This is a genomic window from Caulobacter segnis (genome assembly GCF_019931575.1).
Classification (GTDB): domain Bacteria; phylum Pseudomonadota; class Alphaproteobacteria; order Caulobacterales; family Caulobacteraceae; genus Caulobacter; species Caulobacter segnis_C.
Genome location: NZ_CP082923.1, coordinates 2,543,144 through 2,557,723 on the forward strand (window position 1 = coordinate 2,543,144; position 14,580 = coordinate 2,557,723).

The following is a 14,580-nucleotide window of genomic DNA, read 5'->3' on the forward strand; positions in this document are numbered from 1 at the left end:
GGAATCGACGGCGGAGCCGCATGGTAAAACCGATCCACGTGCTGAGCGGGCCCAATCTCAACCTGTTGGGGACCCGCGAGCCCGAGATTTATGGCAAGGACACCCTCGAGGATGTTCGTACGCGCTGTGAGGCGCGGGCGGCTTCGCGTGGTGTTTCGGTGGTCTTCCGCCAGTCCAACCATGAGGGCGTGCTGATCGATTGGGTGCAGGAGGCGCGTGAGTCTGCCTCGGCGCTGGTCATCAATCCGGCCGGCTACGGCCACACCTCGATCGCGCTTCTGGATGCGCTCAAGACCTTGAGCATCCCGGTGATCGAGTGCCACCTGTCCAACCCGGCGGCGCGGGAGGAATTCCGCCGCCACACCTTCGTTTCGCTGGCCGCCACCGGGATCGTCTCCGGCTTCGGCGCGGCGAGTTATGAACTGGCGCTCGAGGCCGCTTTCGGCCTGATCCGCGTTTAGCAACGATATCGCCCGGCGTTTTCCGCCGCCGAGGCGCTTCAGAAGAACAAGGTAAGCTTCAATGTCGAACCCCAAGGCCCCCGCCGATCCGGTCGAAGCTCCGGCCATCGACGCCCGTCTGGTCCGCAAGCTGGCGGACATCCTGAAGGACACGGGCCTCTCGGAGATCGAAGTCGAGCACGCGGGCCTGAAGATCCGCGTGGCTCGCGAGCTGACCGCCGCGCCGGTCAACTACGTCCAGGCCGCCGCGCCGGCCTACGCCCCGGCTCCGGTCGCGGCCGCCCCTGTCGCCGCCCCGGCTCCGGTCGCCGAAGCCGCTCCGACCCCCGCCGCCGCCCGTGGCGACGCCGTGAAGTCGCCGATGGTCGGCACCGCCTATCTGTCGCCCCAGCCGGGCGCCGACGCCTTCATCAAGGTGGGCGACACCGTCTCGGCCGGCCAGACCCTGCTGATCGTCGAAGCGATGAAGACCATGAACCCGATCTCGGCTCCGAAGGCCGGCAAGATCGTCGAGATCCTGGTTGAAGACGCGCAGCCCGTCGAGTTCGGCGAGCCGCTCGTCGTCATCGAGTAACGCTCATGTTCGATAAGATCCTGATCGCGAACCGGGGCGAGATCGCGCTCCGGGTTCACCGCGCCTGCAAGGAAATGGGCATCGCCACCGTGGCGGTCCATTCCGAGGCTGACCGCAACTCGATGTGGGTGCGCCTGGCGGACGAAAGCGTCTGCATCGGCCCCGCGCCCGCCGCCAAGAGCTACCTGAACATCCCGTCGATCATCGCGGCGGCCGAGATCACCGGCGCCCAGGGCATCCACCCGGGCTACGGCTTCCTGTCGGAGAACGCCCGCTTCGCCGAGATCGTCGGCGCCCACGGCTTCACCTTCATCGGCCCGAAGCCCGAGCACATCCGGATGATGGGCGACAAGATCACCGCCAAGCAGGCCGTGAAGGACGCCGGTATTCCCGTCGTCCCCGGCTCGGACGGCGGCGTCTCGACCGAGGAAGAGGCCTTCGAGGCCGCCGAGAAGATCGGCTTCCCGGTGCTGATCAAGGCCGCCGCCGGCGGTGGCGGGCGGGGAATGAAGGTCGCCCAGACTCGTGAAGACCTGGCCGAAGCCGTCTCGACGGCTCGCGCCGAGGCCCGCGCCGCCTTCGGCGACGACACGGTCTACATGGAGCGCTACCTCCAAAAGCCGCGCCACATCGAGCTGCAGGTCATCGCCGACAGCCACGGCAACGTGGTGCACCTGGGCGAACGCGACTGCTCGCTGCAGCGCCGTCACCAGAAGGTGCTGGAAGAAGCCCCCTCGCCGGCCCTGTCGGCCGAAGGCCGCGCCAAGATCGGCAAGGTCGTCGTCGATGCGGTCAAGGCCATCGGCTACCTGGGCGTCGGGACCATCGAGTTCCTGTGGGAGAACGACGAGTTCTTCTTCATCGAGATGAACACCCGCCTGCAGGTCGAACACCCGGTCACCGAAGCCATCACCGGCATCGACCTGGTTCGGGAACAGATCCGCATCGCCGCCGGCCTGCCGCTGTCGTTCACCCAGGAAGACGTCGTCTTCGAGGGCCACGCCATCGAGTGCCGGATCAACGCCGAGAACGCGCGGACCTTCACCCCCTCGCCGGGCACGATCACGGACTTCCACGCCCCTGGCGGCCTGGGCGTCCGACTGGATTCGGCGATCTACACCGGCTACGCGATCCCGCCCTACTACGACAGCCTGATCGGCAAGCTGATCGTGCACGGCCGCGACCGCGCCGAGTGCATCGCGCGCCTGAAGCGCTGCCTGGGCGAGATGGTCGTGGGCGGCGTCGAGACCACCATCCCGCTGTTCCAGGACCTGCTGGTCCAGCCCGACATCCTGGCCGGCGACTACGACATCCACTGGCTGGAACGCTGGATCAAAGCCCAGGAAGCCTAGCTCCGAGGCAGGCATGGAAGACGCCTTCTCGGTCGACGACCTGATCGCCTGCTACGCGCGTGGCGTCTTCCCCATGGCGGACGCCCGCGAGGACGAAAGCGTCTTCCTGATCGATCCCGAGCGGCGGGGCGTCCTGCCGCTCGGGGACCTTCACATCCCCAAGCGCCTCGCGCGCACCGTGCGCAACGGTCCCTACGAGGTCCGGATCGACACCGCCTTCGATGCGGTGATCGAGGGCTGCGCGGCCTCACGCCCGGGTCGGGTCGAGACCTGGATCAACCACCCCATCCAGAGGCTCTACGGCCAGCTCTACGCGCGCGGCCTGGCCCACAGCGTCGAGACGTGGCTGGACGGCGAGCTGGTCGGCGGCCTGTATGGCGTCTCGCTGGGCGGGGCGTTCTTCGGCGAGAGCATGTTCTCGACCGCGCGGGACGCCAGCAAGGTGGCGCTGGTGCATCTGGTCGCGCGCCTGATCGCCGGGGGGTACCAACTTCTGGACACTCAATTCCTGACCGAACACCTGACGCAGTTCGGCGCGACCGAGATCAGCCGCGCGGACTATCGCCGGCGACTGGCCAAGGCCTTGGCGGTCCAGGGCGACTTCTACGGCTTGGCGGGCGGCGCGACCGGGACCGACTGCCTGCAGGCGATCAGCCAGGCGTCATAGACCGGGTGCTGCAGCGGGTTCAGGCCCGGCGAGCTGGCGTACATCCAACCCTTGTAGATCTGACGTCCAGGCGGGGCGGCGCGGCCGACCTGGGCCTTGGGCTGGGTGTCGACCACGACATAGGCGGCCGTCTCCGGCGCGATCTCGTCGGAAGCCGCCGTCTCGCAGGCGCGGACGGTGAAGATCAGGGTCTTGTAGCGGATGGGCTGGCCGACCGGGACCTCGAACCGCATGGTCTCGGTCGTGACCTTGTCCAGCGCCTGCAGGATGGCGACCGCGTAGCGCTGGCGCTTGGCCGGCTCCGGCGGCTTGGCGGGCGTCGTCGGCTTGACCGTGGTCGCGGGAACGAGCTCGGGCGTGGCCGGCGCACCGAGGGTTGCGGCCGCCGGCGGGGCCAGGGCCGGCTGGGCCTGGCGCGGCTCGCCGGCCTGAGGAGGCGCGACGGGACGCGGCGCCGCCGTGGCCGTGGGCGCTTGCGTCGCCGACGGCGGGGTCTGGGGTTGCGGGGCGTTCTGGCGCGCGAGCGCGGCGCCCGTCACGGTCAGGCCGGACAGGGCCGCGAGGACGGCGACCAGGGACGCCCGGCGGGCCACCCGCCCTATTCCGGCGTCCAGGCTTGATAGTCGCTGGTGGCGGCCGCGCGTTCGCCGCCGCGGGTCAGCGACCCCTTCGGACGCCAGGCGTACACGGTGCCGGTCAGGTTCGGCAGGTGATCCTTTTCCCACTCACGGCGCTTCAGCGGCGCCTCGGTCGGCGGCTCGTCGAAGGTGTAGTGCAGCCAGCCGCTCCAGTCCGGCGGGACCTTCGAGGCTTCGGCGTAGCCGTTGTAGATCACCCAGCGGCGCTTGCGCTGGTCGTAGCTGTCGCTGTTGTCGCGCGCTTCGAAGTAGCGGTTGCCCTGCTCGTCCGTGCCCACAAACACGCCGCGGCGGCCGATATGGAAGCGCTGACCCAGGGTCGCGCCGTTCCACCACGTAAAGATCGCTTTCAGCACTACGTTCGCACCTGAATTTGCAAGGCTTTGGCGACGCCCGGCGAGCGTGGCGAAGCGGCCGGAACATAGCGTCCCCAGTCCGCAGCGTCCAGCGCCGCTCACCCGAGGCCAACTTCAACATCTTGTGGATTAGAGCCCCCAGACCCGCAACATCTATTGAGGCTCGGCGAGCGAGGTTCTAGCTTGGGGTGCGACCTTACGCGCATCCCCTCGGCACGGAATCAGTCGTTAGGGATTTGGTAAGATATCACGACCGCCGCCCGGACCGGAACTCGCCCATGCGCACGCCCGCCAAAGCCGCCGGACTTGTCCCCGCCATGGAATGGCGCGATCTCGAGCGCGCCGACGAGATCGTCGTGGTCTCCGCGCCGTCGTCGTGGACCGACGCCCGGGTCGAGGCCTGGCTGGACTGGGCCGGCGAGATCCAGGCCAAGGCGCCGCTGGGCGGCGGCCCGGCCCGTTACGCCGATCGTATCGCCCAGGCCGGCCTGGCGCGCGGCCTGTTCGGCGACAAGGCCGACGCGGCGGCGTTCCGCGAGTCGCTGCTGGCCACCATGCTCTCGGGCGTCGCCACGCCCGCCGGCGGACAGACCGGCCTGGCGCTGTTGCCCGACGTCGGTGAGTTCGAATTCGAAAGCGCGGTAAAGGACGCCCTCGGCCAGCGCCGGGCCCGGATCCTGGCCGCCCAGGCCGCCGCGCGCCTGGACGCCGCCCTTACCCAGGTCGCCGACGCCGTCCGCCGCTGCTCGGGCGATCCGCGCGCCTGCGGCGACGTCCGCAAGAACCCTGCCCTGGCCCGCGCCGCCCGCAAGGCTCGCGAGCTAGGCGCCGACGACCGCACCATCCTGGACGCCATCGCCACGGCTGATGCCGCCCGCCCGCCGCTGAGCGACCAGGGCTCGGAGCGCGAAGCCTCCATGATCGCCTCGGCCAGCCGCCAAGGCGTGTCCGCCGGCGACGAGGCCGCCACCCTGGCCGCCCAGGTCGGCTGGGAGACCAGCGCCCTCACCCTGGCCCTGTCGCCCACGGACGCCGAGATCCTGTCGCGCGGCGTCGGCGTCGGCGCAGCGATCGACGCCAGCGCCTTCCTCGACGACGACAGCTTCGACATCGAGCGCTTCACCTATGTCTGCCACCTGTGGGGCACGGCCCTGGAGTTGGAGCGAGGCGACCGCCCGGCCCGCCTGGGCCTCGCCGGCGTCGGCGACTGCCTGCTGAGCCAGGGCCTATCCCAGACCAGCATCGAGGGCCGCGACGCCGCAGCGGCGCTGTGGGCCCTGGCCGTCGGGGCGGCCCTGTCGGCCAGCGCCGAGGCCGCCGCCGCACTCGGTCACGACGAAACCTTCGCCCAGGACCGGCAGGGGGTGTTGAAGACCCTGGCCGAGCGCCGTGTGCGCGCCGCCGCCCTGCGTTCGGAACTGGCCACCGAGGCCGCCGCCGCCCTGGCCACCGCCCATGCTCTGGCCCGCAAGCACGGCCTGCGCTCGACGGCCCTGGTCGGTCCGTTCGAGGACGCCGAGGCCAGCTTGCGCCTGGGCGGCGCGCCCGTCGGCGCGGCCGGTGCGATGTCGCCCGTCTCGGTCACCCAGACCGCCGACGGCTGGCTGCTGCCCGCCTTCAGCCCCGCCGCGTTCGAGGCGCTGTCGACCGAGGGCGTCGATCTGGACGCCGCCCGCCGCCATGCCCTGGGTCACGGCTCGCTGCTGGACAGCCCGGCGATCGACCACGTGATGCTGCAGGCCCGGGGCTTCACCGCCCACGAGATCGAGAAAGCCGAAAACGCCCTGCGCGAACACCAGGGCCTGCGCGCCGCCTTCGCTCCCGCCGTCGTCGGCGCCGGCTTCCTGCGCGACGTGCTGGGCGCTTCGGCCGAGGACGTGGCCCGCCGTGACTTCGACACCCTGGCCTTCGCCGACTTTTCACCCACCGAGATCGCGGCCGCCGAGCGCCACGCCCTGGGCGCGGGCCTGCTGAACGACTGCGAGACCCTGAATCCCGAGCTGCGCGAGGCGTTCCGCTCGGTCGAGGCTCCCGCCTTCGCCGATCGGCTAGCCATGCTGGTCGCGGTCGAGAGCTTCGCCTGCCTGCCGACCGCGGTCGCCGTGCCGGTCGCCTTCGACAGCCGCCCTGCCGACGCCGTCCGGGCCCAGGCCGCCGCCGCGCGACTGGGCGTCCGCGCCCTGCGCCTGCAACGCGCGGCCGCCCCGGCCGACTTCACGCTGGACCTGCCCGAGGAGCCTGCCGCCGAGCCCGCGCGCGCGGCGCCGGCTCGCGAAGCGGTCGTCACCGAGCGCGTGGTCGAGAAGATCGTCGAACGCGACCGCTCCCGCCGCCGCCTGCCAGATCGCCGCAAGGGCTACATCCAGAAGGCGGCCGTCGGCGGGCACAAGGTCTATCTGCACACCGGCGAATACGAGGACGGCGAGCTGGGCGAGCTGTTCATCGACATGCACAAGGAAGGCGCGGCCTTCCGCAGCCTGATGAACAATTTCGCCATCGCCGTATCGTTGGGCCTGCAGCACGGCGTGCCGCTGGACGAGTTCGTCGACGCCTTCGTCTACACCAAGTTCGAGCCGGCGGGCCCGGTATCGGGCAACGACTCGATCAAGTCGGCGACCTCTATCCTGGACTACATCTTCCGCGAGCTGGGCGTGTCCTATCTGGGCCGCGATGACCTGGCCAACGGCGACGCCGGTCAGTTCAACGCAGACGGCCTGGGCTGGGGCAAGCCGTTGTCGGAAGACGAGATCGACGACGTCGGACCCGATCCGGTGCTGGCCAGCAAGTTCATCTCCAAGGGCTTCTCGCGCGGGGCCGCCCCCGACAACCTGGTCTTCGCCTCGTTCGGCCGTCGCCGGGTCGAGGGCTCCGAACGTCCCGGGGCCGAGGGCGAGATGTGCCCGGCCTGCGGCGACCTCTCGCTGATCCGTCGCGGCGGCCTGACCGTCTGCGACACTTGCGGGGCCCAGTCGGACCGTCCCGGACCAGTCGCCTCCTCGTAGTCCCCAAAAGGGGTCTCGCGATCGTCCTCCGCCAGACCGGTTGAGAGGGATTCTCGGCGACGACTTCACGTTGCCGAATAGGCGTTTCTCTCTCCTCCGCCGCCGTTAAATCCCCGTCATTACCGCGATTTAAGTGGCTTCAGCCCCTCCGTCGGTTCAAACCGTAACTCACACAGTCGCGTATCGTATGGACTGCACGGAGAAGTCGATGTCCCGCTTGGGCGTTTCCATCGCCGCCTTGACGCTGAGCCTGCTGGCCCTGTCCGGCCAGGCTCACGCCTCGATCGAAGACAAGGACGTCGCCAAGCTGACCTCCTTCGGCGGGATGTGCGCCAACTGCGACCTGGCCGGCCGCAAGCTGATGAACGCCAAGTTCACTGGAGCCAACTTCGTCAAGTCCGTCCTGATCGGCGCCGACCTGCGCGGCGCGATGTTCTACGGCAGCAACTTCGCCGGCGCCGACCTCAGCCGGGCCGACCTGCGCGGCGCCGAGATGCGCGGCGCCAACTTCGTGGCCGCCAACTTCACCGACGCCAAGATGTCGGGCATGGAAGGCAGCGGTGTGAACCTCCAATCGGCCACGTTGGTCCGCGTCGACCTGTCGTCCTCCGAACTTCACGGCTCGCAACTGGTCGGCGCCAACCTGCAACGGGCCCGCCTGTCCAACGCCGAGCTGACTGGCTCGAACCTGTCCGGCGCGAACGCCCGCGACGCCGACTTCTCCAATTCGGATCTCAACCACGCCATCCTGGCCGGCGCGCGGTTCGAAGGCGCCAATTTCCGCAACGCCGACCTGACGGGCTCCAATCTGCGCGGCGCGATCTTCAATGGCGCCGATTTCCGCAACGCCGACCTCAGCGCCGCCGTGCTGTCCGGCGCGGACTTCACCGGCGCCCGCGGCCTGGACCAGGACCAGCTGGACGAGGCCTGCGGCGACGGCGGCGTCCGCCTGCCCTCCGGCCTGACGGTGCGCCCCTGCAACGGTCTGCGCGGTGCGCGCTTCATGCTGCTGCGCGAGATGCCAAAGGCCCCGCCCGCGCCGCCGGCCCCGCCGAAGCCGCCCAAGCCTCCGAAGGACTGACCACCGTCAGTCCATATCGGCCAAGAAAAAGCCCTCCGATCGGCGAGATCGGAGGGCTCTCTTGTTTCTGGCTTCCGCCGCGCCTCACACCTTGATCGGAGGCGCGGTGCGGATGTGCAGCTCCTTCAGCTGCTTGTCGAGCACGTTGGCCGGCGCATTCATCAGCAGATCCTGGCCCTGCTGATTCAGCGGGAAGGCGATGACCTCACGGATGGCCACCTGGTCGGCCAGCAGCATGACGATGCGGTCGATGCCGGGCGCCAGGCCGCCGTGCGGCGGGGCGCCATAGCGGAAGGCGTTCAGCATGCCGCCAAACTGCTCCTCAACCACTTCCGGGCCGTAGCCGGCGGTGGCGAAGGCCTTGAGCATGATCTCGGGCTTGTGGTTCCGGATCGCGCCCGAGCACAGCTCGTAGCCGTTGCAGACGATATCGTACTGGTAGGCGCGGATGGTCAGCGGGTCCTGCGTCTCCAGGGCCTCCAGACCGCCTTGCGGCATCGAGAACGGGTTGTGCGAGAAGTCGACCTTCTTCTCGTCTTCGTTCCACTCGAACATCGGGAAGTCGACGATCCAGCAGAACTTGAACTGGTTTTCGTCGACCAGCTTCAGCTCCGTGCCGACGCGCGTACGCGCCAGGCCGGCGAACTTGGCGAACACGGCCGGGTCGCCGGCCACGAAGAAGGCGGCGTCGCCCGAGCCAAGGCCCAGCGACTCCATCAGCGCCTGGGTCGGCTCGCCCAGGTTCTTGGCGATCGGGCCGCCCCAGCCGCCCTGGTCTTCCGACCAGAAGACGTAGCCCAGGCCCGGCTGGCCTTCGCCCTGGGCCCAGCTGTTCATGCGGTCGCAGAAGGCGCGGCTGCCGCCGGTCGGGGCCGGGATCGCCCACACCTGGTTCTTGGCGTCCGCGCCCAGGATCTTGGCGAAAAGGCCAAAGCCGCCGTCACGGAAGTGCGCCGAGACGTCGGCCATCTTGATCGGGTTGCGCAGGTCCGGCTTGTCGCTGCCGTACCAGGCCATCGACTGGGCGTAGGTCAGACGCTCGAAGCCCTTGTGCTCGAACGATTGGCCGACGTCGTTGGTGAAGGTGTGGGTCCCGCTGATCGGCGAGACCGGCTTGCCGTTCGAGAACTCCTCGAAGACGCCGTGCATCACCGGCTCGATGGCCGCGAACACGTCTTCCTGGGTGACGAAGCTCATCTCGACGTCGAGCTGGTAAAATTCCAGCGAGCGGTCGGCGCGCAGGTCCTCGTCGCGGAAGCATGGGGCGATCTGGAAGTAGCGGTCGAAGCCCGAGACCATCAGCAGCTGCTTGAACTGCTGGGGCGCCTGGGGCAGCGCGTAGAATTTCTCCGGGTGCAGACGCGAAGGCACCAGGAAGTCGCGCGCGCCCTCGGGCGAGCTCGCCGTCAGGATCGGCGTCTGGAACTCGTTGAAGCCCTGGGCGAACATGCGGTTGCGGATCGACTGGATCACGCGCGAGCGCAGGACGATGTTCCTGTGCAGGGTCTCGCGACGCAGGTCGAGATAGCGGTGCTTGAGGCGGATCTCTTCGGGATAGTCCGGCTCGCCGAACACCGGCAGCGGCAGCTCGGCGGCTTCGGAGAGGACCTCGACGGCCGAGACGCGGATCTCGATCTCGCCGGTCGGGAGGTTCGGGTTCACCACGCTGGCGTCACGAGCGATGACTTCGCCGTCGACGCGGATCACGCTCTCGGCGCGCAGGCGCTCGACGATCGAGAAGCCCGGGGTTTCCGGATGCAGCACCAGCTGGGTCAGACCGTGGTGGTCGCGCAGGTCGATGAAGACCAGACCGCCGTGGTCGCGCTTGCGGTGGATCCAGCCCGACAGGCGCACCGTGGAACCGGTGTCGGAGGCGCGCAGAGCGCCGCAGTTGTGGGTGCGATAGGCGTGCATGGAGGTCATGAAAGTCTTGAATACGCGGTGATTTGCAAGGCGCGGTAAGGCGCACGTGGGCGCCCGTATGTCAAGGATTCTGGGACGAACCACGCGCTGGCGCGGCCCGTCTGGAAAAGGTTCTCGGCGCGTCAGGCCGCTTCGACGATGGCCAGGAAGTCCTTGGCCTTAAGCGAGGCGCCGCCGACCAGGGCGCCGCCGACTTCCGGCGCGGCCAGGATCTCGCGGGCGTTCTCGGGCTTGACCGACCCGCCGTAGAGGATCGGCGTCACCCTGCCCTGCTCGCCGAACCGGGCGACCAGCTCGGCGCGGATGGCCGCGTGCATCTCGACGATGTTCTCGACCGAGGCCACGTGGCCGGTGCCGATGGCCCACAGCGGCTCGTAGGCGACGTTGAAGGCCTGGCCCGCCAGGCTGGACGGCAGGGAATTGCGAAGCTGGCCGATCACGAAGCTCACCGCTCCGCCGCCCTGGCGCTGTTCCAGGCTCTCGCCGACGCAGACGATGGGCTCCAGGCCCGCCGCCAGGGCCGCCTGGGCCTTGCCGGCCACCTGCTGACAGGTCTCGCCGTGGTCGGTGCGGCGCTCGGAGTGGCCGACGATCACCATCGTCCCGCCAGCGTCGGCGACCATCTCGGCCGAGATGTCGCCGGTATGGGCGCCGCTGGCCTTGCCGTGGCAGTCCTGGCCGCCGACCAGGACGAACGAACCCTCGACCGCTTCGCCGAGGCGGTGCAGCAGGGTGGCGGGCGGGAAGATGGCGACTCGGGCGGCGGCGGGCTGGCGGTCCAGTCCGGCCGCGATGGCCCGGGCCTCGTCGAGAGCGGTCGAAAGACCGTTCATCTTCCAGTTTCCGGCGATCAGCGGCCGGGGAGTCGTGCTCGAAAGGGTCATGAGCGCCTTCTTGGGGTCATGCTCGCCTGGGAAGTCAAGCCCAGGCCGCTTGCCCGGTCACCCACGGCTCTACTATACCCGCTGCTCTCGACCGCCTTGCCCATTCGTTCGGCGGGTCCGACTGGAAGGTTCTCGTCCCAATGCTCGCCGGTTTCCGCTCCTTCGCCAAATCGCCGTTCGCGGTTCTGCTGTTCGGCCTGCTGATCGTCAGCTTCGCCATCTTCGGCATCAGCGACGTGTTCAAGGGGCCGCGCGGCTCGGGCGTGATCAGCGCCGGTTCGCGCAGCCTGTCGGCCCAGGACTTCAAGGCGCGGTTCGACAACTACCGCAAGGCCATGGAGCAGCGCGGCGGCGAGGCGATCACGCCCGACCAGGCCGTCGAGCGCGGCATCGACCGACAGATCGTCCAGGAACTGACCCTGCAGGAATCGATCGCAGCCGCGATCCAGAAGATGGGCGTCACCCCGTCGGACAAGCTGGTCGGCGACATCGTCCACCAGCAGATGAGCCAGTTGCCGCCCGGCCAGCGCCCATTCAGCCCGATCACCGGCAAGTTCGACCAGCAGGCCTACGCTGCCCTGCTGGCCCAGAACAACCTGACGCCCCAAGCCTACGAGGCCTCGCTGCGCGACGAGATCGCCAACGCCCACTTCTTCTCGGCCGTCGCCGACGGCATGCGCGCGCCGCGCATCTACGCCGCCCTGCAAGGCGCCTACCTCTTGGAAGCGCGCGACGTCGCCGCCTTCGCGGTCAATCCCGCCTCGGTCGAAAAGCCCGGCCAGCCGACCGACGCCCAACTGACCGCGTTCATGAACGAGAACCGCGAGCGCCTGACGCGTCCGGAAACGCGCGTGCTGTCGATCATGCGCGTCAGCGCCAAGGCCCTGGAGCCGACCGTCACGCTGAACCCGGCCGACGTGCAGAAGGCCTTCGACTTCCGCAAGGACAGCTTGGCCAAGCCGGAGACCCGCTCGATCGTCCAGATCTCGGCCCCCGACGCCAAGGCCGCCGCCGTGATCTCGCAGCGCCTGGCCAAGGGCGAGGATCCGGCCGCCGTCGCCAAGGCCTACGGCAAGACCCCGCTGGTCCTGGCCGACAAGCCCAAGTCCGCCGTGCCGGACCGCAAGGTCGCCGACGCCGCCTTCACCCTGGCCGCCGGCCAGGTCAGCGGCCCGATCGCCGGCGAGCTGGGCGTCTCGGTGATCAAGGTCACCAAGGTCACGCCGGGCGTCGTCGCCACGCTGGACAGCGTCCGTCCGCAGATCGAGGCCGAGGTCCGCGCCCAGACCGCCCAGGCCAAGGCCTACGACCAGACCCAGACCTATCAGGACGCCCATGACGGCGGCGCCGACCTGGTCGCCGCGGCCAGCAAGGCCGGCGCCCTGGTGCTCACGACCGCCCCGATCACCGCCCAGGGCGCCGATCAGACCGGCCAGCCCGTCCCCGGCCTGACGCCCGACATCCTCAAGACCGCCTTCGAGCTGTCGCAAGGCGGCGAGAGCGAACTGGTCGAGCTGGGCAAGGGCGAATACTACGCCGTGAAGGTCGAGAAGGTCGTGCCGGCCGCCATGCCGCCGCTGGCCGAGATCAAGCCGCAGCTGACCGCCGTCTGGCAGGCCCAGGAGATGGGCAAGCGCCTGAAGGCCAAGGCCGACGAGCTGGCCGCCCGCGTCAAGAAGGGCGAGAGCCTGGACGCCGTCGCCGCCTCGGCCCAGTCGAAGGTCCAGAAGGTCCCCGGCCTGTCGCGCCAGAACGCTCGCGAGCACATGGGCCTGGGCCAGGAGTTCCTGGGCGCGGCCTTCCAGGCCAAGAACGGCGAGACCTTCGTGGCCCGCGCCGGCCAGCAGGGCGAGGCCTTCGTCGTCGCCAAGCTCGAGACCGTCCACGCCGCCCCGGCCGACCAGGTCGCCCAGATCGCGGCGTTCACCCAAGCCCAGACGGCCAACGGCCTGATGCGCGACCTGGGCGAGGCCTCGCGCAACGCCGCCAAGACCCAGTTGAAGACCAAGAGCAACCTGACCCTGGCGCGCCAGGCCATCGGCGTCGACACCGACGCCCTGGCGAAGGCGCAAGGCGCCACGGGCGGAAAGAAAGCCGAGTAATGAGTCTGGAACCCGCCTTCGACGCCTTTTCGGAAGCCTATGATTCCGGACGTCAACAGGTCGTCTGGACCCGTCTGATCGACGATCTCGAGACCCCGGTCTCGGCCTATCTGAAGATCGCCCAGACGCGTCCCTACAGCTTCCTGTTCGAGAGCGTGGAAGGCGGCGCCTGGCGCGGTCGCTATTCGATCGTGACCATGAACCCGGACCTCGTCTGGCGCTGCCGCGGCGACCAGGCCGAGATCGCAGAGGGCGACGACATCGCCGCCGGCCGCTACGCGCCCCAGCCGGGCGGCGCGCTGGACAGCCTGCGCGACCTCGTGGCCCGTTCGCGCATGGAGCTGCCCAAGGGCCTGCCGCCCATGGCCGCCGGCGTGTTCGGGGCCCTGGGCTACGATCTGGTCCGCCTGGTCGAGCGTCTGCCCGACATCAACGAGGACACGCTGGGCCTGCCGGACGGGATCATGACCCGCCCGCAGATCGTCGCGATCTTCGACGCCATCGCCCAGGAAATCATCCTGACCACGGCCGTGCGCCCCAAGGCCGGCGTGTCGGCCCAGGACGCCTACGCCGCCGCCCGCGCGCGAATCGAGACGGTGATGGCCGACCTGCATCGTCCTCTGGCCCACGACGCGCCCCGCGCGCCTCGAGACCCGATGGCGTTCACGACGCCGGTCAGCCGCGCCGACTACGCCGACGTGGTCGCCAAGGCCAAGGACTACATCGCCGCCGGCGACATCTTCCAGGTCGTGGCCAGCCACCGCTTCCGCGCGCCCTTCGACCTGCCGCCGTTCGCCCTGTACCGCTCGCTGCGCCGGACCAATCCGTCGCCGTTCCTGTTCTTCCTGAACCTGGACGGCTTCAACCTGGTCGGCTCCAGCCCCGAGATCCTGGTTCGCCTGCGCGACGGCAAGATCACCATCCGGCCGATCGCCGGCACCCGTCCGCGCGGCGCCACGCCCGAGCAGGACGCGGCGCTGGAAGCCGAGCTGCTGGCCGATCCCAAGGAACGCGCCGAGCACCTGATGCTGCTGGACCTGGGCCGCAACGACGTGGGTCGCGTGGCCATGCTGAACCATCAGGGCCGCAACACGCCGGCTGAGCGTCCGAAAGGCCCGAACGTCCGCGTGACCGAGAGCTTCAAGATCGAGCGCTACAGCCACGTGATGCACATCGTCTCGAACGTCGAGGGCAACGCGCCCGAGGGCGTCGATCCGGTCGACGTGCTGATGGCCGCCCTGCCCGCCGGCACGCTCTCGGGCGCGCCCAAGGTGCGGGCGATGGAGATCATCGACGAACTGGAAGTCGAGAAGCGCGGCATCGGCTATGCCGGCGCGGTCGGCTATTTCGGCGCCGACGGCTCGGTCGACACCTGCATCGTGCTGCGCACGGCGCTTGTGAAGGACGGCATGATGTACGTGCAGGCCGGCGGCGGCATCGTCGCCGACAGCGATCCGGACGCCGAGTACGATGAGACTCTGCACAAGTCCCGCGCCCTCAAGCGCGCGGCCGAGGAAGCCTGGCGATTCAGCTGAGCCTT

The 14,580-nt window shown here is 69.4% G+C and carries 12 protein-coding genes; 8 read left to right on the forward strand and 4 right to left on the reverse strand.

What is annotated here, in order from left to right; translation table 11 throughout:
- Window positions 1-20: 20 nt before the first annotated feature.
- The 4 genes from aroQ (at window position 21) to aat (ending at window position 3,054) form a co-directional block, all read left to right on the forward strand.
- Window positions 21-461 carry a type II 3-dehydroquinate dehydratase gene (gene aroQ, locus K8940_RS11675; RefSeq protein ID WP_223395675.1) on the forward strand — a complete coding sequence of 147 codons (441 nt, stop codon included), beginning with the start codon at window positions 21-23 and terminating at the stop codon, window positions 459-461.
- A 61-nt stretch (window positions 462-522) separates the two neighbouring features.
- Window positions 523-1,035 carry an acetyl-CoA carboxylase biotin carboxyl carrier protein gene (gene accB / locus K8940_RS11680; RefSeq protein WP_223395676.1) on the forward strand — a complete coding sequence of 171 codons (513 nt, stop codon included), beginning with the start codon at window positions 523-525 and terminating at the stop codon, window positions 1,033-1,035.
- 5 nt (window positions 1,036-1,040) lie between these two features.
- Window positions 1,041-2,387 (forward strand): acetyl-CoA carboxylase biotin carboxylase subunit, encoded by a 1,347-nt coding sequence (gene accC, locus K8940_RS11685; protein ID WP_223395677.1) that lies wholly within the window; start codon window positions 1,041-1,043, stop codon window positions 2,385-2,387.
- A 13-nt stretch (window positions 2,388-2,400) separates the two neighbouring features.
- Window positions 2,401-3,054 carry a leucyl/phenylalanyl-tRNA--protein transferase gene (gene aat, locus K8940_RS11690; RefSeq protein ID WP_223395679.1) on the forward strand — a complete coding sequence of 218 codons (654 nt, stop codon included), beginning with the start codon at window positions 2,401-2,403 and terminating at the stop codon, window positions 3,052-3,054.
- Here the strand turns inward: aat and K8940_RS11695 are convergent.
- Complete coding sequence (locus K8940_RS11695) at window positions 2,991-3,647, reverse strand: DUF2155 domain-containing protein (protein WP_223395681.1); 657 nt, start codon at window positions 3,645-3,647, stop codon at window positions 2,991-2,993. The genes aat and K8940_RS11695 overlap by 64 nt on opposite strands.
- Window positions 3,648-3,652: 5 nt before the next feature.
- Window positions 3,653-4,048 carry an NADH:ubiquinone oxidoreductase subunit NDUFA12 gene (locus K8940_RS11700; RefSeq protein ID WP_223395683.1) on the reverse strand — a complete coding sequence of 132 codons (396 nt, stop codon included), beginning with the start codon at window positions 4,046-4,048 and terminating at the stop codon, window positions 3,653-3,655.
- A 278-nt stretch (window positions 4,049-4,326) separates the two neighbouring features.
- Between K8940_RS11700 and K8940_RS11705 the strand changes: the two genes are divergently transcribed.
- A complete protein-coding gene (locus K8940_RS11705) occupies window positions 4,327-7,050 on the forward strand; it encodes a ribonucleotide reductase (RefSeq protein ID WP_223395685.1) in 2,724 nt (907 codons plus the stop codon).
- A gap of 208 nt (window positions 7,051-7,258) precedes the next feature.
- Window positions 7,259-8,131 (forward strand): pentapeptide repeat-containing protein, encoded by an 873-nt coding sequence (locus tag K8940_RS11710; RefSeq protein ID WP_223395687.1) that lies wholly within the window; start codon window positions 7,259-7,261, stop codon window positions 8,129-8,131.
- Between the two features lie 84 nt (window positions 8,132-8,215).
- Here the strand turns inward: K8940_RS11710 and aspS are convergent, their stop codons facing one another.
- Together aspS and tpiA are read right to left on the reverse strand one after the other, a co-directional pair.
- A complete protein-coding gene (gene aspS / locus K8940_RS11715; protein WP_223395689.1) occupies window positions 8,216-10,054 on the reverse strand; it encodes an aspartate--tRNA ligase in 1,839 nt (612 codons plus the stop codon).
- A 122-nt stretch (window positions 10,055-10,176) separates the two neighbouring features.
- On the reverse strand, window positions 10,177-10,938 hold the full coding sequence (gene tpiA, locus K8940_RS11720) for a triose-phosphate isomerase (protein ID WP_223395691.1): 762 nt from the start codon (window positions 10,936-10,938) through the stop codon (window positions 10,177-10,179).
- 140 nt (window positions 10,939-11,078) lie between these two features.
- On the opposite strand from tpiA, the gene K8940_RS11725 reads away from it, so the two are divergent.
- Complete coding sequence (locus K8940_RS11725) at window positions 11,079-13,040, forward strand: peptidylprolyl isomerase (RefSeq protein WP_223395693.1); 1,962 nt, start codon at window positions 11,079-11,081, stop codon at window positions 13,038-13,040.
- Window positions 13,040-14,575, forward strand: a complete 1,536-nt coding sequence (trpE, locus tag K8940_RS11730; protein WP_223395695.1) for an anthranilate synthase component I — start codon at window positions 13,040-13,042, stop codon at window positions 14,573-14,575. The genes K8940_RS11725 and trpE overlap by 1 nt, the downstream gene beginning before the upstream one ends.
- Window positions 14,576-14,580 lie beyond the last annotated feature (5 nt).

What these genes read in the sequence shown, in the direction of transcription:
- aroQ (WP_223395675.1), top strand. Translation starts at nt 21, where the DNA reads ATGGTAAAACCGATCCACGTGCTGAGCGGGCCCAATCTCAACCTGTTG.
- accB (WP_223395676.1), top strand. Translation starts at nt 523, where the DNA reads ATGTCGAACCCCAAGGCCCCCGCCGATCCGGTCGAAGCTCCGGCCATC.
- accC (WP_223395677.1), top strand. Translation starts at nt 1,041, where the DNA reads ATGTTCGATAAGATCCTGATCGCGAACCGGGGCGAGATCGCGCTCCGG.
- aat (WP_223395679.1), top strand. Translation starts at nt 2,401, where the DNA reads ATGGAAGACGCCTTCTCGGTCGACGACCTGATCGCCTGCTACGCGCGT.
- K8940_RS11705 (WP_223395685.1), top strand. Translation starts at nt 4,327, where the DNA reads ATGCGCACGCCCGCCAAAGCCGCCGGACTTGTCCCCGCCATGGAATGG.
- K8940_RS11710 (WP_223395687.1), top strand. Translation starts at nt 7,259, where the DNA reads ATGTCCCGCTTGGGCGTTTCCATCGCCGCCTTGACGCTGAGCCTGCTG.
- aspS (WP_223395689.1), bottom strand. Translation starts at nt 10,054, where the DNA reads ATGACCTCCATGCACGCCTATCGCACCCACAACTGCGGCGCTCTGCGC.
- tpiA (WP_223395691.1), bottom strand. Translation starts at nt 10,938, where the DNA reads ATGACCCTTTCGAGCACGACTCCCCGGCCGCTGATCGCCGGAAACTGG.
- K8940_RS11725 (WP_223395693.1), top strand. Translation starts at nt 11,079, where the DNA reads ATGCTCGCCGGTTTCCGCTCCTTCGCCAAATCGCCGTTCGCGGTTCTG.
- trpE (WP_223395695.1), top strand. Translation starts at nt 13,040, where the DNA reads ATGAGTCTGGAACCCGCCTTCGACGCCTTTTCGGAAGCCTATGATTCC.